The organism is Vibrio sp. 10N.222.48.A3 (assembly GCF_041475345.1).
GTDB lineage: Bacteria > Pseudomonadota > Gammaproteobacteria > Enterobacterales > Vibrionaceae > Vibrio > Vibrio tasmaniensis_A.
Genome location: NZ_JBFRVX010000368.1, coordinates 1 through 17,164, shown reverse-complemented (window position 1 = coordinate 17,164; position 17,164 = coordinate 1). Strand labels below are relative to the sequence as shown.

At 45.1% G+C, this 17,164-nt stretch carries 30 protein-coding genes and 1 pseudogene; 1 reads left to right on the top strand and 30 read right to left on the bottom strand.

Annotated elements, in window-relative coordinates:
* The first annotated feature begins 69 nt into the window (after positions 1 to 69).
* Positions 70 to 576, top strand: a complete 507-nt coding sequence (locus AB4653_RS11490) for a DUF2780 domain-containing protein (RefSeq protein WP_009847779.1) — start codon at positions 70 to 72, stop codon at positions 574 to 576.
* A gap of 250 nt (positions 577 to 826) precedes the next feature.
* Here the strand turns inward: AB4653_RS11490 and rplQ are convergent, their stop codons facing one another.
* From rplQ to fusA, 30 genes and pseudogenes are all read right to left on the bottom strand, one after another.
* Positions 827 to 1,207: a 50S ribosomal protein L17 gene (gene rplQ / locus AB4653_RS11485; RefSeq protein ID WP_004729812.1), complete on the bottom strand. Its 381-nt coding sequence runs from the start codon at positions 1,205 to 1,207 to the stop codon at positions 827 to 829.
* 24 nt (positions 1,208 to 1,231) lie between these two features.
* Positions 1,232 to 2,224 (bottom strand): DNA-directed RNA polymerase subunit alpha, encoded by a 993-nt coding sequence (locus tag AB4653_RS11480; RefSeq protein WP_004729813.1) that lies wholly within the window; start codon positions 2,222 to 2,224, stop codon positions 1,232 to 1,234.
* Positions 2,225 to 2,246: 22 nt separating this feature from the next.
* On the bottom strand, positions 2,247 to 2,867 hold the full coding sequence (gene rpsD, locus AB4653_RS11475; RefSeq protein WP_004738777.1) for a 30S ribosomal protein S4: 621 nt from the start codon (positions 2,865 to 2,867) through the stop codon (positions 2,247 to 2,249).
* 31 nt (positions 2,868 to 2,898) lie between these two features.
* The gene (gene rpsK, locus AB4653_RS11470) at positions 2,899 to 3,288 is read right to left on the bottom strand and encodes a 30S ribosomal protein S11 (RefSeq protein WP_004738778.1); all 390 of its coding nucleotides are present in this window, start codon (positions 3,286 to 3,288) and stop codon (positions 2,899 to 2,901) included.
* Positions 3,289 to 3,307: 19 nt separating this feature from the next.
* A complete protein-coding gene (gene rpsM / locus AB4653_RS11465; protein ID WP_004738779.1) occupies positions 3,308 to 3,664 on the bottom strand; it encodes a 30S ribosomal protein S13 in 357 nt (118 codons plus the stop codon).
* A gap of 149 nt (positions 3,665 to 3,813) precedes the next feature.
* Positions 3,814 to 3,927 (bottom strand): 50S ribosomal protein L36, encoded by a 114-nt coding sequence (rpmJ, locus tag AB4653_RS11460; RefSeq protein WP_000868186.1) that lies wholly within the window; start codon positions 3,925 to 3,927, stop codon positions 3,814 to 3,816.
* 41 nt (positions 3,928 to 3,968) lie between these two features.
* Positions 3,969 to 5,303 (bottom strand): preprotein translocase subunit SecY, encoded by a 1,335-nt coding sequence (gene secY, locus AB4653_RS11455; protein ID WP_004736759.1) that lies wholly within the window; start codon positions 5,301 to 5,303, stop codon positions 3,969 to 3,971.
* A 20-nt stretch (positions 5,304 to 5,323) separates the two neighbouring features.
* Positions 5,324 to 5,758, bottom strand: coding sequence for a 50S ribosomal protein L15 (rplO, locus tag AB4653_RS11450; protein WP_004736758.1), 435 nt, complete (start codon positions 5,756 to 5,758; stop codon positions 5,324 to 5,326).
* 5 nt (positions 5,759 to 5,763) lie between these two features.
* The gene (gene rpmD / locus AB4653_RS11445) at positions 5,764 to 5,940 is read right to left on the bottom strand and encodes a 50S ribosomal protein L30 (protein WP_004736756.1); all 177 of its coding nucleotides are present in this window, start codon (positions 5,938 to 5,940) and stop codon (positions 5,764 to 5,766) included.
* 7 nt (positions 5,941 to 5,947) lie between these two features.
* On the bottom strand, positions 5,948 to 6,448 hold the full coding sequence (gene rpsE, locus AB4653_RS11440) for a 30S ribosomal protein S5 (RefSeq protein ID WP_004736754.1): 501 nt from the start codon (positions 6,446 to 6,448) through the stop codon (positions 5,948 to 5,950).
* A gap of 14 nt (positions 6,449 to 6,462) precedes the next feature.
* Positions 6,463 to 6,816: a 50S ribosomal protein L18 gene (gene rplR / locus AB4653_RS11435; RefSeq protein WP_009847783.1), complete on the bottom strand. Its 354-nt coding sequence runs from the start codon at positions 6,814 to 6,816 to the stop codon at positions 6,463 to 6,465.
* 9 nt (positions 6,817 to 6,825) lie between these two features.
* Positions 6,826 to 7,359: a 50S ribosomal protein L6 gene (gene rplF / locus AB4653_RS11430; protein WP_009847784.1), complete on the bottom strand. Its 534-nt coding sequence runs from the start codon at positions 7,357 to 7,359 to the stop codon at positions 6,826 to 6,828.
* Positions 7,360 to 7,369: 10 nt separating this feature from the next.
* The gene (gene rpsH, locus AB4653_RS11425) at positions 7,370 to 7,762 is read right to left on the bottom strand and encodes a 30S ribosomal protein S8 (RefSeq protein WP_009847785.1); all 393 of its coding nucleotides are present in this window, start codon (positions 7,760 to 7,762) and stop codon (positions 7,370 to 7,372) included.
* A gap of 29 nt (positions 7,763 to 7,791) precedes the next feature.
* Complete coding sequence (rpsN, locus tag AB4653_RS11420) at positions 7,792 to 8,097, bottom strand: 30S ribosomal protein S14 (protein ID WP_004736747.1); 306 nt, start codon at positions 8,095 to 8,097, stop codon at positions 7,792 to 7,794.
* A gap of 16 nt (positions 8,098 to 8,113) precedes the next feature.
* Complete coding sequence (rplE, locus tag AB4653_RS11415) at positions 8,114 to 8,653, bottom strand: 50S ribosomal protein L5 (RefSeq protein WP_004736744.1); 540 nt, start codon at positions 8,651 to 8,653, stop codon at positions 8,114 to 8,116.
* Positions 8,654 to 8,677: 24 nt separating this feature from the next.
* On the bottom strand, positions 8,678 to 8,995 hold the full coding sequence (gene rplX / locus AB4653_RS11410) for a 50S ribosomal protein L24 (protein ID WP_004736742.1): 318 nt from the start codon (positions 8,993 to 8,995) through the stop codon (positions 8,678 to 8,680).
* An 11-nt stretch (positions 8,996 to 9,006) separates the two neighbouring features.
* Positions 9,007 to 9,378 carry a 50S ribosomal protein L14 gene (gene rplN / locus AB4653_RS11405; RefSeq protein WP_004736740.1) on the bottom strand — a complete coding sequence of 124 codons (372 nt, stop codon included), beginning with the start codon at positions 9,376 to 9,378 and terminating at the stop codon, positions 9,007 to 9,009.
* 162 nt (positions 9,379 to 9,540) lie between these two features.
* Positions 9,541 to 9,795 carry a 30S ribosomal protein S17 gene (rpsQ, locus tag AB4653_RS11400; RefSeq protein WP_004736739.1) on the bottom strand — a complete coding sequence of 85 codons (255 nt, stop codon included), beginning with the start codon at positions 9,793 to 9,795 and terminating at the stop codon, positions 9,541 to 9,543.
* Positions 9,795 to 9,986, bottom strand: a complete 192-nt coding sequence (gene rpmC, locus AB4653_RS11395) for a 50S ribosomal protein L29 (RefSeq protein ID WP_004736737.1) — start codon at positions 9,984 to 9,986, stop codon at positions 9,795 to 9,797. The genes rpsQ and rpmC overlap by 1 nt, the downstream gene beginning before the upstream one ends.
* Positions 9,986 to 10,396 carry a 50S ribosomal protein L16 gene (gene rplP / locus AB4653_RS11390; protein ID WP_004736736.1) on the bottom strand — a complete coding sequence of 137 codons (411 nt, stop codon included), beginning with the start codon at positions 10,394 to 10,396 and terminating at the stop codon, positions 9,986 to 9,988. Before rplP ends, rpmC begins: the two co-directional genes overlap by 1 nt.
* A gap of 11 nt (positions 10,397 to 10,407) precedes the next feature.
* Positions 10,408 to 11,106, bottom strand: coding sequence for a 30S ribosomal protein S3 (rpsC, locus tag AB4653_RS11385; RefSeq protein ID WP_004736734.1), 699 nt, complete (start codon positions 11,104 to 11,106; stop codon positions 10,408 to 10,410).
* Positions 11,107 to 11,124: 18 nt separating this feature from the next.
* Complete coding sequence (rplV, locus tag AB4653_RS11380) at positions 11,125 to 11,457, bottom strand: 50S ribosomal protein L22 (RefSeq protein WP_004736732.1); 333 nt, start codon at positions 11,455 to 11,457, stop codon at positions 11,125 to 11,127.
* A gap of 10 nt (positions 11,458 to 11,467) precedes the next feature.
* Entirely contained in the window at positions 11,468 to 11,746 is a 279-nt protein-coding gene (rpsS, locus tag AB4653_RS11375) for a 30S ribosomal protein S19 (protein WP_004736729.1), read from the bottom strand.
* A 19-nt stretch (positions 11,747 to 11,765) separates the two neighbouring features.
* The gene (gene rplB, locus AB4653_RS11370) at positions 11,766 to 12,590 is read right to left on the bottom strand and encodes a 50S ribosomal protein L2 (RefSeq protein ID WP_012604912.1); all 825 of its coding nucleotides are present in this window, start codon (positions 12,588 to 12,590) and stop codon (positions 11,766 to 11,768) included.
* Between the two features lie 14 nt (positions 12,591 to 12,604).
* Positions 12,605 to 12,907 carry a 50S ribosomal protein L23 gene (gene rplW / locus AB4653_RS11365; protein ID WP_004736765.1) on the bottom strand — a complete coding sequence of 101 codons (303 nt, stop codon included), beginning with the start codon at positions 12,905 to 12,907 and terminating at the stop codon, positions 12,605 to 12,607.
* The gene (gene rplD, locus AB4653_RS11360; protein WP_004736764.1) at positions 12,904 to 13,506 is read right to left on the bottom strand and encodes a 50S ribosomal protein L4; all 603 of its coding nucleotides are present in this window, start codon (positions 13,504 to 13,506) and stop codon (positions 12,904 to 12,906) included. Before rplD ends, rplW begins: the two co-directional genes overlap by 4 nt.
* Positions 13,507 to 13,522: 16 nt before the next feature.
* Complete coding sequence (gene rplC, locus AB4653_RS11355; protein WP_004736763.1) at positions 13,523 to 14,152, bottom strand: 50S ribosomal protein L3; 630 nt, start codon at positions 14,150 to 14,152, stop codon at positions 13,523 to 13,525.
* Positions 14,153 to 14,166: 14 nt separating this feature from the next.
* Positions 14,167 to 14,478: a 30S ribosomal protein S10 gene (rpsJ, locus tag AB4653_RS11350; RefSeq protein ID WP_004736761.1), complete on the bottom strand. Its 312-nt coding sequence runs from the start codon at positions 14,476 to 14,478 to the stop codon at positions 14,167 to 14,169.
* A gap of 484 nt (positions 14,479 to 14,962) precedes the next feature.
* Positions 14,963 to 16,147 carry an elongation factor Tu gene (tuf, locus tag AB4653_RS11345; protein WP_012604914.1) on the bottom strand — a complete coding sequence of 395 codons (1,185 nt, stop codon included), beginning with the start codon at positions 16,145 to 16,147 and terminating at the stop codon, positions 14,963 to 14,965.
* Between the two features lie 146 nt (positions 16,148 to 16,293).
* Positions 16,294 to 17,164: pseudogene (fusA, locus tag AB4653_RS11340) on the bottom strand (elongation factor G); the annotation flags it as partial.

The window sequence follows — 17,164 nt, the reverse complement described above, 5'->3', positions numbered from 1 at the left end:
GATGTGACTACATCGCCGTTTTTCGTTTATAGTGAAAGAGTAAATTACTTTATTACTTAAGGACGAATAATGAAGAAAGTACTCATCACCGTTTTAAGCAGCCTTGCTGTGGTATCTTGCGCTAGTACTAGCGAGTCAGAACAAGTTAGTTCAACTTCTGATATTAACTATTCCCAACTATCACAAACAGCCCTTATGACCGCTGTAGACATGTGGTCTCAAAAAAATGAAGCAACACCATTTACGAGCACCCTTGCTAATTCCCTAAGTGACAAAGAATCTGTAACAAATGAGCAAGCTATAGGTGGAGTAGGTTCCATGCTAGCTCTTGCCCAGAATACCCTTGATAACTTTGACAACCAAGAGCTCGAAATGCTTTTCCCTGGAATGTCGACGCTTGATTCTACCGGTTTAACGTCAGTATTGGACTCAAAAACATCTGTTGAAAATGCATTTTCAGGATTAGGTATGGATTCATCAATGGTTGCGGCGTTTGCACCAATCATTATTCAAGGGCTAGAGTCACAAGGCGCAACAAGCGGTCTCGTTGATTCACTCGAAGCTATTTGGTTGTAATAACCAGTGATTAATAATTGATTTAAAATACTTAAAGGGCGCTTCGGTGCTCTTTTTTGTGCGTTGAATAAAAGAGATACGAGATACGAGATACGAGATACGAGATACGAGATATTATTGAGAAATGGAGCTGAGAAGGTAAAGAAAAGTGCCAAATATCGTGGTGCAATTCTTATGTCGGTCTCCTTATTCTACAGATACAAAAAAGCCGAGCTAATGCTCGGCTTTTGTATTAAGAATCTAGTATAGATTACTCAGCAGCTTCTTCAGCAGCTGGGCGGTCTACAAGCTCAATGTAAGCCATTGGAGCTTTATCACCAGTACGGAAACCACATTTAAGAATGCGAGTGTAACCACCTTGGCGAGCCGCGAAACGCGGGCCTAGTTCATTAAATAGTTTTGCCACAACTTCGTTATCACGAGTGCGAGCAAATGCAAGACGACGGTTAGCAACACTGTCTGTCTTAGCTAGGGTAATCAATGGCTCAATTACGCGACGTAGTTCTTTTGCTTTAGGCACGGTAGTTTTAATAACTTCGTGACGAACAAGAGAGCTAGCCATGTTGCTGAACATCGCTTTGCGATGACTGCTGTTGCGGTTGAGTTGACGACCACTTTTACGATGGCGCATGACCTAATCCTTCTAACTTTTCGATTAATCTTCAGCGATTGACGCTGGTGGCCAGTTTTCTAGGCGCATGCCTAGAGAAAGACCACGTGAAGCAAGCACATCTTTAATCTCTGTAAGAGATTTCTTACCAAGGTTTGGCGTTTTAAGTAGCTCAACCTCAGTGCGCTGTACAAGATCACCGATGTAGTGAATCGCTTCTGCTTTCAAACAGTTAGCAGAGCGAACTGTTAGTTCAAGATCGTCTACAGGACGTAGTAGGATAGGATCGAATTCTGGCTTCTCTTCCTTCTCCTCAGGTACACGTACATCACGAAGATCTACGAACGCATCCAGTTGTTCAGCTAAAATAGTAGCTGCACGACGGATTGCTTCCTCAGGTTCTAGAGTACCGTTCGTTTCCATATCGATAACAAGCTTGTCTAAGTCAGTACGTTGTTCTACACGTGCCGCTTCAACAGCATAGGCGATTTTATCGACCGGGCTGTAAGTAGCGTCAACAAGTAGACGACCGATTGGACGCTCATCTTCTTCAGTATGGATACGAGCTGAAGCTGGAACGTAACCACGACCACGTTCTACTTTGATACGCATAGCGATCTCAGCGTTGTCATCCGTTAGGTGACAAATTACGTGCTCAGGGTTAGCGATCTCTACATCACCATCGTGGGTGATGTCACCTGCAACAACAGGGCCTGAGCCTGATTTGTTCAGTGTAATAAACACTTCATCTTTGCCTTCAGCAACGCGTACAGCTAAACCTTTAAGGTTTAGAAGGATTTCCAGGATATCTTCCTGAACGCCTTCTTTAGTGCTGTATTCGTGTAGCACACCTTCGATTTCAACTTCTGTTACGGCACAACCCGGCATAGAAGATAGAAGAATGCGGCGAAGAGCATTACCTAGAGTATGGCCGAAACCGCGCTCTAATGGCTCAAGAGTTACTTTCGCGTGTGTCGTATTGATCTGTTCAATGTCAACAAGACGCGGCTTAAGAAATTCTGTTACAGAACCCTGCATTGTGTCCTCTCTTTTTTTAACCTTACTTAGAGTAAAGTTCGACGATCAAGTGTTCATTGATGTCAGCTGATAGGTCAGAACGCTCAGGCATACGCTTGAATGTACCTTCCATTTTGCCAGCATCTACTTCAATCCAAGTTGGCTTTTCACGTTGTTCAGCAACTTCTAGAGCCGCTTTAATACGAGATTGCTGTTTAGCTTTCTCGCGGATAGAAACAACGTCGTTTGCCGCTACTTTGAAAGAAGGAACGTTTACAACTTTACCGTTAACTAGAATAGACTTGTGGCTAACTAGTTGACGAGATTCAGCACGAGTAGCGCCAAAGCCCATACGGTAAACTACGTTATCAAGACGACCTTCAAGAAGCTGAAGCAGGTTTGCACCTGTGTTGCCTTTAAGACGTGCAGCTTCTTTGTAGTAGTTGCGGAATTGTTTTTCTAGAACGCCGTAAATACGACGAACTTTTTGCTTCTCACGAAGCTGAACGCCATACTCAGATAGACGACCGCGACGAGCGCCGTGTACACCTGGTGCGTTATCAATTTTACACTTGGTATCGATCGCACGGACACCAGACTTAAGGAATAAGTCAGTACCTTCGCGACGGCTAAGCTTCAGCTTAGGACCCAAATATCTTGCCATGATCTTTCTCCAATATTCCTAGAAACGAAACTTAAACGCGACGTTTCTTAGGTGGACGACAACCGTTATGAGGGATTGGTGTCGCATCAACAATGTTAGTGATACGGAAACCAGCAGCGTTCAGTGCACGAACAGTAGATTCGCGACCTGGACCTGGACCCTTAACCATAACTTCCAAGTTCTTTAGGCCATATTCTTTAGCCATTTCACCACAACGCTCAGCTGCAACTTGTGCTGCGAACGGAGTAGATTTACGAGAACCACGGAAACCTGAACCACCTGCTGTAGCCCATGCAAGAGCGTTGCCTTGACGGTCAGTGATAGTTACGATTGTGTTGTTGAAAGAAGCATGAATGTGCGCTACGCCATCAGCTACTTGCTTGCGTACGCGCTTACGCGCGCGAGTTGGTTGTTTTGCCATTGTACTCTACCTTATCCGACTATTTCTTGATCGGCTTGCGCGGACCCTTACGGGTGCGAGCGTTGGTTTTAGTACGCTGTCCACGTAGTGGTAGACTGCGACGATGACGAAGACCGCGGTAACAGCCAAGGTCCATAAGACGCTTGATGTTCATCGATACTTCACGACGTAGATCACCTTCTACAGTGTATTTAGCTACACCATCACGCAGTTGATCGATCTGCTCTTCAGTTAGTTCACTGATCTTAGCATCTTCAGCAATACCCACTTCAGCTAGAATAGCTTGAGAGCGAGTTTTGCCAATACCGTAGATTGCAGTAAGTGCAATTACAGAATGCTTATGATCAGGAATGTTAATGCCGGCTATACGGGCCATTATTCACTCCTAAGGGGGTTCATAAAAGAATTATCCGCAGCAAAGCCCGTTATGGATACGCTGCGGCATACTACTTCTTTTGCACGCAAAAGGTAGGCCGAGGAATATACTCGACTCTACCTAGTATTTCAAGTAAAAATTTCTGCTGATTAGCCTTGGCGTTGCTTATGCTTTGGCTCACTGCAAATCACGCGAACGACACCGTTACGCTTGATAACTTTACAGTTACGGCAGATTTTTTTAACGGAAGCACGAACTTTCATTGCTAAACTCCGTAAATGGAATCGAAATAATTACTACCGAATTAACGGCCGTAACCTTTCAGATTCGCTTTCTTTAACACAGAATCATACTGTTGTGACATCAGATGAGTCTGTACCTGTGCCATGAAATCCATGATAACTACCACTACGATTAGTAGTGATGTGCCGCCGAAGTAGAAACGAACGTTCCACGCGACCATCATGAATTCAGGAATCAGACATATAAAAGTAATGTATAGAGCGCCCGCAAGGGTTAGCCTAGTCATCACTTTATCGATATATTTCGCTGTCTGCTCACCTGGGCGGATACCGGGTACGAATGCACCAGACTTCTTCAAATTATCAGCTGTTTCACGCGGGTTAAACACCAACGCTGTATAGAAGAAACAGAAGAAGATTATAGCTGCTGCATAAAGCATTACATACAAAGGTTGACCTGGGCTAAGAGCTAATGACACGTCAGTTAACCAACCGAACGCGCTGCTTTCACCATTTTGACCAAACCATTGTGCTAATGTTCCTGGGAACAAAATAATACTTGATGCAAAAATCGCTGGAATAACACCTGCCATATTAATCTTAAGAGGCAAGTGAGAGCTTTGAGCTGCAAAAACTTTACGACCTTGTTGACGCTTCGCATAGTTAACGACGATACGACGTTGACCACGTTCCATGAAAACTACGAAGTAAATTACAGCAAAAGACAATACCGCGATAAACAACAGAAGAAGCACATGCAATTCACCTTGACGCGCTTGCTCGATTGTTTGACCGATTGCAGAAGGCAATCCAGCAACAATACCTGCAAAAATCAGAATGGAAATACCATTACCGATTCCTCGCTCAGTGATTTGTTCACCTAACCACATCAAAAACATGGTACCAGTTACTAAACTCACGGTAGCAATAAGCGTAAACATGGTTTGGTTGATAACAACCAGATTGTCGACCATGTTTGGTAAGCCTGTTGCGATACCAATAGCTTGGAATGTTGCAAGTACAAGCGTGCCGTAGCGTGTATATTGGCTTATCTTACGACGGCCTGCTTCACCCTCTTTTTTGAGTTCCGCTAACGCTGGATGAACTACAGTTAGCAATTGGACTACGATCGATGCCGAAATGTACGGCATGATACCCAATGCTAATATAGATGCACGCTCAAGAGCACCACCGGAGAACATGTTAAACATTTCTACGATGGTACCTTTTTGCTGATCGAACAAATCGGCAAGTACAGCTGCGTCAATACCAGGGATCGGCACAAAAGAGCCGGCTCGGAATACTAAAAGTGCACCAATTACGAATAATAAGCGCGACTTTAGTTCACTTAAGCCGCTCTGAGCACTACGAAAATCTTTTCCTGGTTTCTTAGCCATCTGTACCTCGTTCCTCGAGATTATTCCTCGATTTTACCGCCTGCAGCTTCGATTGCAGCTTTAGCGCCTTTAGTCACGCGTAGACCTTTAACAGTCACAGCTTTGCTTAGGTCACCAGAAAGAACGATCTTAACAAACTCGATGTTCTTAGTGATAACGTTAGCAGCTTTAAGGCTGTTAAGATCAACTACGTCACCTGTTACTTTCGCTAGCTCAGCTAGACGAACTTCAGCAGACACTAGGCTCTTACGAGAAGTGAAACCGAATTTAGGTAGACGTTGTTTTAGAGGCATTTGACCGCCTTCAAAACCTGGACGAACAGAGCCGCCAGAACGTGACTTTTGACCTTTGTGACCGCGGCCACCTGTTTTACCAAGGCCAGAACCGATACCACGACCTACACGCTTCTTAGAAGGTTTAGAGCCAGCAGCCGGTGATAGAGTATTCAAACGCATTCTGATTACTCCTCAATCTTAACCATGTAGTAAACCTTGTTGATCATACCGCGTACGCACGGAGTATCTTCAAGTTCTACTGTATGGTTGATGCGACGAAGACCTAGACCTTTAAGACACGCTTTGTGCTTAGGTAGGCGACCAATTGAGCTTTTAGTTTGAGTTACTTTAATAGTTGCCATCGTGTGCTTACTCCGAAATAGATTCAACAGTTAGACCACGTTTAGCAGCAACCATTTCTGGTGACTTAACGTCTACTAGAGCACCAATCGTTGCGCGAACAACGTTGATTGGGTTCGTTGAACCGTATGCTTTAGAAAGAACGTTATGTACGCCTGCAACTTCAAGTACGGCACGCATTGCACCACCGGCAATAACACCTGTACCTTCAGCAGCTGGCTGCATGTAAACTTTAGAGCCCGAATGACGACCTTTCACCGGGTGGTGAAGAGTGCCTTCGTTAAGCGCAACAGTAACCATGTTACGACGCGCTTTTTCCATTGCTTTTTGAATCGCTGCAGGTACTTCACGAGCTTTGCCGTAACCGAAACCTACGCGACCATTACCGTCACCAACTACTGTTAGTGCAGTGAAGCTCATGATTCGACCACCTTTAACCGTCTTAGATACACGGTTAACAGCGATCAGCTTTTCTTGCAAATCATTAGCTTGTTGTTGTTCTTTAGCCATCTTCCAACCCTACCTTAGAATTTCAGACCAGCTTCGCGAGCAGATTCTGCTAGCGCCGCTACTCGACCGTGGTATTGGAAACCAGAACGGTCAAATGCAACTGAAGCTACGCCTTTTTCAAGAGCGCGCTCAGCAACAGCTTTACCAACTGCTTTAGCTGCATCGACGTTACCAGTGTTCTTAACTTGCTCACGGATCGCTTTTTCTACAGTAGAAGCAGCTGCGATAACCTCAGAGCCGTTTGCCGAGATAACTTGAGCGTAAACATGGCGAGGAGTACGATGTACTACCAGGCGAGTTGCACCAAGTTCTGCAATCTTACGACGTGCACGTGTAGCACGACGGATGCGAGATGCTTTCTTATCCATAGTGATACCTTACTTCTTCTTAGCTTCTTTAGTACGCACATTTTCATCTGCGTAACGAACACCTTTGCCTTTGTAAGGCTCAGGAGCACGGTAAGAACGAATGTCAGCCGCAACTTGACCTACTACTTGCTTATCGCAACCAGTAATAACGATCTCAGTTTGGCTAGGGCACTCAGCTTTAATACCTTCAGGTAGAGCGTGCTCTACTGGGTGAGAAAAACCAAGAGTTAGACCTACAGCGTTGCCTTTCATAGCAGCACGGTAACCAACACCCTTAAGAGTTAGCTTCTTAGTGAAGCCCTCAGTAACACCCACAACCATGTTATTAACTAGAGCGCGAGCTGTACCAGCTTGTGCCCATGCGTTAGTAACACCTTCTTTCGGACCGAAAGTTAGGTTGTTTTCTTCCTGTGCAATAACTACGGCGCTGTTAAGAACGCGAGTAAGCTCACCTTTGCTACCTTTTACAGTAACTTCTTGGCCGTTTAGTTTCACCTCTACGCCAGCTGGAATAGCGACAGGTGCTTTAGCAACACGAGACATAATCTACTCCTTAAGCTACGTAACAGATGATTTCACCGCCAAGACCTGCTTTACGAGCAGCACGGTCAGACATCAGACCCTTGGAAGTAGAAACAACTGCAATACCAAGACCACCCATCACTGTAGGTAAAGAGTCTTTATTTTTATAAACTCTTAGACCAGGACGTGATACGCGCTTGATTTGCTCGATTACAGGTTTAGCTTGGAAGTACTTAAGAGTAACTTCTAGCTCAGGTTTTGCTTCGCTGTCAACAGCGAAGTCTACGATGTAACCTTCAGCTTTAAGTAATGCAGCAATTGCAACTTTAAGCTTTGAAGAAGGCATTTTTACAGCAACTTTATTTGCTGCCTGACCGTTACGAACGCGGGTCAGCATATCCGAAATCGGATCTTGCATGCTCATAAGATTTACTCCAAATGATTAAGTGGCAATTACCAGCTAGCCTTACGAAGACCCGGAATCTCGCCTTTCATGCAAGCTTCGCGAACCTTAATACGGCTTAGACCGAATTTACGTAGGTAACCGTGTGGACGACCAGTTTGGTTGCAACGGTTGCGCTGACGTGATGCACTTGAATCACGTGGAAGAGATTGCAGTTTAAGAACCGCATTCCAACGATCTTCTTCAGATGCGTTTACATCGCTAATGATAACTTTTAGCGCAGAACGCTTTTCAGCGAACTTAACTACTAGTTTTGCACGTTTAGCTTCACGTGCTTTCATTGATTGTTTAGCCATAACAGTAACCCTACCCTTACTTACGGAATGGGAAGTTAAAGGCAGCCAGCAGAGCTCGGCCTTCCTCATCGGATCCCGCAGATGTCGTGATAGTAATATCAAGACCGCGGACACGATCGACTTTATCGTAGTCGATTTCCGGAAAGATGATTTGCTCGCGAACGCCCATGCTGTAGTTACCGCGTCCGTCAAAAGACTTAGCGCTAACACCACGGAAATCACGTACACGTGGAAGTGCGATAGAGATTAAACGCTCTAAAAATTCCCACATGCGCTCACCACGCAAGGTTACTTTACAACCAATTGGGTAGCCTTCACGAATTTTGAAACCAGCTACAGATTTACGCGCTTTCGTGATAAGAGGCTTTTGACCAGAGATCGTTGCCATATCAGATGCTGCGTTTTCTAGCAGTTTCTTATCGTTGATTGCTTCACCAACGCCCATGTTTAGGGTGATTTTCTCAATCCTAGGGACTTGCATGACGCTTGTGTAGCTGAACTCTTTGGTAAGCTCAGCGACTACAGACGACTTGTAGTAATCATGCAGTTTCGCCATAGTAGAACTCCAAATTACTTCTAATTAGTTAGAAACAGTTTCGCCGTTAGATTTGAAGAAACGAACTTTCTTGCCATCTTCGATACGGAAACCGATACGGTCTGCTTTACCAGTAGCCGCGTTAAAGACTGCAACGTTAGAAGCATCAATAGCTGCTTCTTGTTCAACGATGCCACCTTGTTGACCTAGAGCCGGAACCGGCTTTTGGTGTTTTTTAACAAGATTGATGCCTTCAACAACAACTTTACCAGTTGTCAGAACCTTAGTTACTTTACCTTTCTTGCCTTTATCTTTACCAGCAAGAATGATTACTTCGTCATTACGACGGATTTTAGCTGCCATGTTGCCGCTCCTTACAGAACTTCAGGTGCAAGTGATACAATCTTCATGAATTTCGCGTTACGAAGTTCACGAGTCACAGGACCAAAGATACGTGTGCCGACTGGTTGCTCAGTAGTGTCATTTAACAATACACAAGCATTACTGTCGAAGCGAATGACAGAACCGTCTGGGCGACGAACGCCTTTACGGGTGCGCACTACTACCGCCTTCAGAACATCACCTTTCTTTACTTTACCGCGAGGAATCGCTTCCTTCACTGTAACCTTGATGACGTCACCGATATGTGCATAACGGCGGTGAGAGCCACCCAGAACCTTAATACACATTACCTTGCGCGCGCCAGAGTTATCTGCTGCGTCAAGTGTACTTTGCATCTGGATCATTGTTAGTGCTCCGCTAAATATTAAAACTAGACCCTCTCGGGTCGGGCTGCCTCTTTAAAAGGGACGCGAATTGTACCACCCTTTTTTTAAATTGGGTAGACAAAAAACAAGCGGCTCCAAAAAATTATTTGGAGCCGCTTATAAGTTATAGAATTACAAAGATTAAATCTTCGCTTTTTCTAGAACTTTAACCAATGTCCAAGACTTAGTCTTAGACAGAGGACGACACTCAGCGATTTCAACTTTGTCGCCTAGGCCACAAGTGTTGTCTTCGTCGTGTGCGTGTACTTTAGTCGTGCGTTTGATGAACTTACCGTAAATTGGGTGTTTTACAGTACGCTCAATAGCAACAACGATAGACTTGTCCATCTTGTCACTTACTACACGGCCTTGCTGGATGCGGTTAGTTTCGCTCATTATGCGCCTGCCTTTTCAGTCAAAACAGTTTTCACACGTGCGATGTCACGGCGTACAGCTTTTAGAGTATGAGTTTGCTGTAGTTGACCAGTTGCAGCTTGCATGCGCAAGTTGAACTGTTCACGTAGCAAATTCAATAGCTCAGCGTTAAGCTCTTCAACGTTCTTTTCGCGTAGATCTTGTGCTTTCATCACATCACCTGCTTAGTTACAAAAGTAGTTTTAACAGGCAGTTTACGTGCCGCTAGGCGGAACGCTTCACGTGCCAACTCTTCAGGTACGCCATTCATCTCGTACATAACTTTGCCTGGTTGGATTTGAGCAACCCAGTACGCAACTGAACCTTTACCTTTACCTTGACGAACTTCAAGAGGCTTTTCAGTAATCGGTTTGTCTGGGAAAACACGGATCCAGATTTGACCTTGACGCTTAATGTGACGTGTCATAGCACGACGTGCCGCTTCGATTTGACGTGCAGTCAGACGACCACGGCCAACAGCTTTAAGACCGAATTCGCCGAAGCTTACTTCAGTACCTTTAGCTAGACCACGGTTACGACCAGTCATAACCTTGCGGAACTTAGTACGTTTTGGTTGTAGCATCGTTCGACTCCTTACTTACGGCCTTTACGCTGCTTCTTAGGCTTATCGCCTTTTGGCTCTACTGCGTTAGCAGCTGGCATACCGCCTAGAATCTCACCTTTGAAGATCCAAACTTTAATGCCGATCACACCGTATTGGGTGTGAGCCGAAGAAGTTGCGTAATCAATGTCTGCACGTAGAGTGTGTAGAGGCACACGGCCTTCACGGTACCACTCTGAACGTGCGATTTCAGCACCGCCAAGACGGCCGCCTACTTGTACTTTGATGCCTTTAGCGCCTAGACGCATAGCATTTTGTACCGCACGCTTCATTGCACGACGGAACATAACACGACGCTCTAGTTGAGACGCGATGCTATCAGCTACAAGCTGACCATCTAGCTCAGGCTTACGTACTTCAGCGATGTTAATTTGCGCTGGTACACCTGCGATTTTAGCTACAGCTGCGCGTAGCTTCTCTACGTCTTCACCTTTCTTACCGATAACAACGCCAGGACGAGCTGTGTGAATAGTCACACGGATGCTCTTCGCTGGACGCTCGATAACGATACGAGATAATGATGCTTTTTGTAGTTCCTTGGTAAGGAACTGACGTACCTTGAAGTCGCCGTCTAGGTTGTCAGCGAATTCGTTGGTATTAGCAAACCATGTAGCATTCCAAGGCTTAACGATGCCAAGACGAATACCATTAGGATGTACTTTCTGACCCATTGCTTACTCTCCTAGTCTTTAGCGATCTGCTACAACAATAGTGATGTGGCTTGAACGCTTCAAGATACGATCCGCACGACCTTTAGCACGAGGCATAATACGCTTCATGATAGGGCCCTCATCTACGAAGATTTTAGCGACATTTAGATCGTCGATATCTGCACCTTCGTTATGTTCCGCGTTAGCGATAGCTGACTCAAGAACTTTCTTAACTAGTACAGCAGCTTTTTTGTTGCTGAAAGTTAGAATTTCTAGAGCCTGGTCTACCGACTTACCGCGAATTTGGTCTGCAACTAAGCGAGCTTTCTGTGGAGAAATACGAGCAAAGTTATGTTTAGCTAAAGCTTCCATCATCTACTCCTTATTTCTTCTTAGCTTTCTTATCTGCAGCATGACCGCGATAAGTACGAGTTGGTGCAAATTCGCCCAGTTTGTGACCGATCATTTCTTCGGTAACGAAAACTGGAACGTGCTGACGACCATTATGGACAGCGATGGTCAAACCAATCATTGTTGGGATGATCATTGAGCGACGGGACCAAGTCTTAATAGGCTTTTTGTCTCCGCTTTCCACCGCTTTCTCTACCTTCTTCAGCAAGTGTAGGTCAATAAAAGGACCTTTCTTGAGAGAACGTGGCATGGCGATTCCTCTTTATAAATTATTTAGTGCGACGACGTACGATGTACTTGTCAGTGCGCTTGTTCTTACGAGTCTTGAAGCCCTTAGTAGGAACGCCCCAAGGAGAAACTGGGTGACGACCACCAGATGTGCGGCCTTCACCACCACCATGTGGGTGATCCACCGGGTTCATTACTACACCACGTACGGTTGGACGTACGCCGCGCCAGCGTGAAGCACCAGCTTTACCAAGTTCACGTAGCATATGCTCAGAGTTACCAACTTCACCGATCGTTGCACGACCTTCAGAAAGAACTTTGCGCATTTCACCAGAACGTAGACGGATAGTTACGTATGCACCATCGCGAGCGATGATTTGAGCATAAGCACCAGCCGAACGAGCTAGTTGAGCACCTTTACCAGGCTTAAGTTCAACACAGTGTACAGTAGAACCTACTGGGATGTTGCGCATCGGCAGAGTGTTACCTGCTTTGATTGCAGCATCTACGCCAGATTGAATCTGGTCGCCTGCGTTAACACCTTTAGGTGCAATGATGTAACGACGCTCACCGTCTGCGTACAGAACTAGAGCGATGTTAGCACTACGGTTTGGATCGTATTCTAGACGCTCAACTTTCGCTGGGATGCCATCTTTAGTACGTTTGAAGTCAACCAGACGGTAATGGTGTTTATGACCACCACCGATGTGACGTACTGTAATACGACCGTTGTTGTTACGACCACCGTTCTTAGAGTTTTTCTCTAGAAGTGGTGCGTATGGCTTACCCTTGTGCAGGTCAGCGTTAACAACTTTAACGACGTGACGACGACCAGGGGAAGTCGGCTTACATTTAACAATAGCCATTTTTACTACTCCTGTTATTCCGCGCCGCCAACGAAGTCAAGATCTTGACCTTCTTTCAAAGTAACGTAGGCTTTCTTAACGTCTGAACGACGGCCTTCACGCATACCTTGACGTTTGGTCTTACCCTTTAATACAAGAGTATTTACAGACTTAACTTCAACTTCAAATAGCTTTTCTACAGCTGCTTTGATCTCTTTCTTAGTTGCATCTTTAGCTACTTTGAAAACGATAGTGTTCGCTTTCTCAGCTGCCATAGTTGCTTTTTCAGAGATGTGCGGAGCACGTAGAACTTTTAAGATACGCTCTTCAGTGATCATGCTAGCATCTCCTCAACTTGCTTAACTGCATCAGCAGTCATCAGAACCTTGTCGAAAGCGATTAGTGATACTGGATCAACACCAGCAACATCACGTGCATCTACTTTGTATAGGTTACGAGCAGCTAAGAATAGATTTTCATCTACTTCGCCAGTCACAATCAGAACGTCATTTAGCTCAAGCTCTTTAAGCTTAGCTACAAGTTCTTTTGTTTTTGGTGCTTCTACAGAGAAGTTATCAACAACGATTAGACGCTCTTGACGAATCAACTCAGAAAGAATGCTTTTCATAGCACCGCGGTACATTTTCTTGTTAACTTTTTGGCTGTGATCTTGTGGTTTCGCAGCAAAAGTAACACCACCTGTACGCCAGATTGGGCTACGAATTGTACCAGCACGTGCACGGCCAGTACCTTTTTGGCGCCATGGCTTAGCACCGCCGCCTGATACTTCAGAACGAGTCTTTTGAGCACGAGTACCTTGACGAGCACCTGCTGCATACGCAACAACTACTTGGTGTACTAGAGCTTCGTTAAAGTCACGTCCGAAAGTAGTCTCGGAAACAGTTAGTGCATCAGCACCTTTAACCATCAATTCCATTACTTACTCCTAGACGTTATGCTTTAACAGCAGGTTTTACGATCACGTTACCGCCTGTTGAGCCTGGTACTGCACCTTTAATAAGGAGTAGATTGCGCTCAGCGTCAACACGTACGATCTCTAGGTTTTGAGTCGTTACACGCTCAGCACCCATGTGACCTGCCATTTTCTTGCCTTTAAACACGCGGCCTGGAGTTTGACATTGGCCAATTGAACCCGGTGCGCGGTGAGACAAAGAGTTACCGTGAGTCATATCTTGAGTAGAGAAGTTCCAACGCTTGATAGCGCCTTGGAAGCCTTTACCTTTAGATGTACCAGTAACGTCTACTTTTTTAATTTCGTTGAAAAGTTCTACGTTTAGCTCAGCGCCAACTTCAAACTCTTCGCCGTTTTCTAAACGGAATTCCCAAAGACCGCGACCTGCTTCAACACCCGCTTTCGCGAAGTGACCAGCTTCAGGTTTAGTTACACGGTTAGCTTTCTTAGCACCAGTAGTTACTTGGATTGCTGCGTAGCCGTCTGTCTCAAGAGTTTTAACTTGAGAAATACGGTTCGCTTCAACCTCAACAACAGTTACTGGGATAGAAACGCCTTCTTCAGTAAATACGCGGGTCATACCCACTTTACGTCCGACTAGACCAATCATTATTCTTATCTCCCTTAACCTAGGCTGATTTGAACATCAACGCCAGCTGCAAGATCAAGACGCATTAGAGCATCAACAGTTTTATCTGTTGGCTCAACGATGTCGATCAAACGCTTGTGAGTACGAATTTCGTACTGATCACGTGCATCTTTGTTGACGTGTGGAGAGGTAAGAACAGTGAAACGCTCTTTACGAGTAGGAAGTGGAATAGGACCACGAACCTGTGCGCCAGTACGTTTTGCTGTTTCAACGATTTCCGCAGTTGAAGCATCGATTAGCTTGTAATCAAACGCTTTAAGGCGGATACGAATACGTTGGTTCTGCATGAGACAGAGCTCCAATTATTAAAAATTACACAAACAATATCGCCACTCAAGCTCGAAAGAACGAGAGAATGCCGATTGATTTATGTGAAACCGTAGCATCCAAGATTAGGACGCATTGTCAGTTAACTTTTGAAGTAAACACAAGGTTTACTATTTTTATTAACCGCGAACATAAGCTGAGTATACATTACTAGGTAAGACCTACTCCTCAGTGCTCATTGGTTCACAAACCGGCGTTAGCCAGTGCGATGCATTATACAGATCACGTTTTAGTATGCAAGTGGTGTTGGAAAAATAATCGGAATATATTTGTGCAGAGCATTCGAAGAAAAGTTGTGTAACAAAAGTAGAACGACAAGGAACGGGGATTATACTAAGGGAAAGCAAAAAAAGTGGTGGAAAGTGGAAAAATAAAAGGGAAGCCGAAGCTTCCCTTTTCTTATGCAGTTCTTCTAATGAAGAGTGTGCAAAAATCTAAATGCTATTAAGCGAAGATTTTAGCTACAACACCAGCACCAACTGTACGGCCACCTTCGCGGATTGCGAAACGTAGACCTTCGTCCATTGCGATTGGAGCGATTAGCTCAACAGTCATTTGAACGTTGTCACCTGGCATTACCATTTCTACGCCTTCAGGTAGAGTGATATCGCCTGTTACGTCAGTTGTACGGAAGTAGAACTGTGGACGGTAACCCTTGAAGAAAGGAGTGTGACGGCCGCCTTCGTCTTTAGAAAGTACGTATACTTCAGACTCAAACTTAGTGTGTGGGTTGATTGAACCTTTAGCAGAAAGTACTTGGCCACGTTCAACGTCATCACGCTTAGTACCACGTAGAAGTGCACCAACGTTCTCACCTGCACGACCTTCGTCAAGCAGTTTACGGAACATTTCAACACCAGTACAAGTAGTAAGAGTAGTCTCTTTGATACCAACGATTTCTACTTCGTCACCTACACGTAGGATACCGCGCTCGATACGACCAGTAACTACAGTACCACGACCTTGGATTGAGAATACATCTTCAATAGGAAGTAGGAACGGTAGATCAACAGCACGCTCTGGAAGTGGAATGTAAGAATCTAGTGCTTCTGCAAGCTCAACGATCTTGTCTTCCCACTGCTTTTCGCCGTTTAGAGCGCCAAGTGCAGAACCTTGAATTACTGGTAGGTCGTCTCCTGGGTACTCGTACTCAGAAAGAAGTTCACGAACTTCCATTTCTACTAGCTCAAGTAGCTCTTCGTCATCAACCATGTCACATTTGTTCATGAATACGATGATGTAAGGGATACCAACTTGACGACCAAGTAGGATGTGCTCACGAGTTTGTGGCATAGGGCCATCTGTAGCAGCAACAACTAGGATACCGCCGTCCATTTGAGCAGCACCAGTGATCATGTTTTTAACATAATCGGCGTGTCCAGGACAGTCTACGTGTGCGTAGTGACGTTCAGGAGTATCGTACTCAACGTGAGAAGTTGCGATTGTGATACCGCGCTCGCGCTCTTCTGGAGCGTTATCGATAGATGCGAAATCTTTAGCAACACCGCCGTACACTTTTGCAAGTGTAGTACAGATAGCAGCAGTTAGAGTTGTTTTACCGTGGTCAACGTGGCCGATAGTACCAACGTTTACGTGCGGTTTCGTACGTTCAAATTTTTCTTTAGACACAATCGTGTTCCTTCCTAGTTATGATTCGCCACGTTCATTATTGAGCGAGACGCGCCAGAAATTGCTATTTTATGCGCCAACTCTCGTTAGCGCAATATTTGGACGCATTGTTCTTTCAAAAAATGAAAAAATTGCGTCCCTTTTGTTTAACCACGCTCTGCAATGATTGCATTAGCAACATTTTTTGGCACTTCAGCGTACTCACTAAACTCCATAGAGTAAGAAGCACGACCTTGTGTCGCAGAACGTAAATCAGTTGCGTAACCGAACATGACAGACAACGGAACTTGTGCACGAATTATCTTCAGGCCAGCTGTCCCCTCGTCCATACCTTCGATGATGCCGCGACGACGGTTAATATCGCCAACAACGTCACCCATCCAGTCTTCTGGAGTAGTTACTTCAACTTTCATCATAGGCTCAAGCAAAACTGGTTGCGCTTCTAGTGCACCTGTTCTGAAAGCCATAGAGGCAGCGATTGTAAACGCCATCTCACTTGAATCTACTTCATGGTAAGAACCATCATATAGTGTAGCTTTGATATCCAAAACTGGATAGCCCGCTAATACACCATTGTTCATTTGCTCTTCAACGCCTTTAGCGACAGAGGTAATGAACTCTTTTGGCACGATACCATTGGCAATTTCATCTACGAAGACAAAGCCTTCACCGGCTTCTGATGGTTCCAGTTTCAGCCACACGTGACCGTACTGTCCTTTACCACCATGTTCGCGGATAAATTTACCTTCAGCTTTCGCTGTACCACGAATGGTTTCACGATAAGCAACTTGCGGATTACCAACGTTGCAGTTCACACTGAATTCACGCTTCATGCGGTCAACGATGATATCTAAGTGCAGTTCACCCATACCAGAGATTAGTGTCTGGCCAGTCTCGTCATCCGTTTCAACACGGAACGATGGATCTTCTGCCGCTAGCTTACCTAACGCGATAGTCATTTTATCTTGATCAGCTTGAGAGCGAGGCTCTACAACGATCTGAATAACTGGATCTGGG

Coding starts and splice junctions, on each gene's coding strand:
- AB4653_RS11490 (WP_009847779.1), top strand. CDS start 70: ATGAAGAAAGTACTCATCACCGTTTTAAGCAGCCTTGCTGTGGTATCT.
- rplQ (WP_004729812.1), bottom strand. CDS start 1,207: ATGCGCCATCGTAAAAGTGGTCGTCAACTCAACCGCAACAGCAGTCAT.
- AB4653_RS11480 (WP_004729813.1), bottom strand. CDS start 2,224: ATGCAGGGTTCTGTAACAGAATTTCTTAAGCCGCGTCTTGTTGACATT.
- rpsD (WP_004738777.1), bottom strand. CDS start 2,867: ATGGCAAGATATTTGGGTCCTAAGCTGAAGCTTAGCCGTCGCGAAGGT.
- rpsK (WP_004738778.1), bottom strand. CDS start 3,288: ATGGCAAAACAACCAACTCGCGCGCGTAAGCGCGTACGCAAGCAAGTA.
- rpsM (WP_004738779.1), bottom strand. CDS start 3,664: ATGGCCCGTATAGCCGGCATTAACATTCCTGATCATAAGCATTCTGTA.
- rpmJ (WP_000868186.1), bottom strand. CDS start 3,927: ATGAAAGTTCGTGCTTCCGTTAAAAAAATCTGCCGTAACTGTAAAGTT.
- secY (WP_004736759.1), bottom strand. CDS start 5,303: ATGGCTAAGAAACCAGGAAAAGATTTTCGTAGTGCTCAGAGCGGCTTA.
- rplO (WP_004736758.1), bottom strand. CDS start 5,758: ATGCGTTTGAATACTCTATCACCGGCTGCTGGCTCTAAACCTTCTAAG.
- rpmD (WP_004736756.1), bottom strand. CDS start 5,940: ATGGCAACTATTAAAGTAACTCAAACTAAAAGCTCAATTGGTCGCCTA.
- rpsE (WP_004736754.1), bottom strand. CDS start 6,448: ATGGCTAAAGAACAACAACAAGCTAATGATTTGCAAGAAAAGCTGATC.
- rplR (WP_009847783.1), bottom strand. CDS start 6,816: ATGGATAAGAAAGCATCTCGCATCCGTCGTGCTACACGTGCACGTCGT.
- rplF (WP_009847784.1), bottom strand. CDS start 7,359: ATGTCTCGTGTTGCTAAAGCACCTGTCGCTATTCCAGCTGGCGTAGAG.
- rpsH (WP_009847785.1), bottom strand. CDS start 7,762: ATGAGCATGCAAGATCCGATTTCGGATATGCTGACCCGCGTTCGTAAC.
- rpsN (WP_004736747.1), bottom strand. CDS start 8,097: ATGGCTAAACAATCAATGAAAGCACGTGAAGCTAAACGTGCAAAACTA.
- rplE (WP_004736744.1), bottom strand. CDS start 8,653: ATGGCGAAACTGCATGATTACTACAAGTCGTCTGTAGTCGCTGAGCTT.
- rplX (WP_004736742.1), bottom strand. CDS start 8,995: ATGGCAGCTAAAATCCGTCGTAATGACGAAGTAATCATTCTTGCTGGT.
- rplN (WP_004736740.1), bottom strand. CDS start 9,378: ATGATCCAGATGCAAAGTACACTTGACGCAGCAGATAACTCTGGCGCG.
- rpsQ (WP_004736739.1), bottom strand. CDS start 9,795: ATGAGCGAAACTAACCGCATCCAGCAAGGCCGTGTAGTAAGTGACAAG.
- rpmC (WP_004736737.1), bottom strand. CDS start 9,986: ATGAAAGCACAAGATCTACGCGAAAAGAACGTTGAAGAGCTTAACGCT.
- rplP (WP_004736736.1), bottom strand. CDS start 10,396: ATGCTACAACCAAAACGTACTAAGTTCCGCAAGGTTATGACTGGTCGT.
- rpsC (WP_004736734.1), bottom strand. CDS start 11,106: ATGGGTCAGAAAGTACATCCTAATGGTATTCGTCTTGGCATCGTTAAG.
- rplV (WP_004736732.1), bottom strand. CDS start 11,457: ATGGAAGCTTTAGCTAAACATAACTTTGCTCGTATTTCTCCACAGAAA.
- rpsS (WP_004736729.1), bottom strand. CDS start 11,746: ATGCCACGTTCTCTCAAGAAAGGTCCTTTTATTGACCTACACTTGCTG.
- rplB (WP_012604912.1), bottom strand. CDS start 12,590: ATGGCTATTGTTAAATGTAAGCCGACTTCCCCTGGTCGTCGTCACGTC.
- rplW (WP_004736765.1), bottom strand. CDS start 12,907: ATGATCACTGAAGAGCGTATCTTAAAAGTTCTACGTGCTCCGCACATC.
- rplD (WP_004736764.1), bottom strand. CDS start 13,506: ATGGAATTGATGGTTAAAGGTGCTGATGCACTAACTGTTTCCGAGACT.
- rplC (WP_004736763.1), bottom strand. CDS start 14,152: ATGATTGGTCTAGTCGGACGTAAAGTGGGTATGACCCGCGTATTTACT.
- rpsJ (WP_004736761.1), bottom strand. CDS start 14,478: ATGCAGAACCAACGTATTCGTATCCGCCTTAAAGCGTTTGATTACAAG.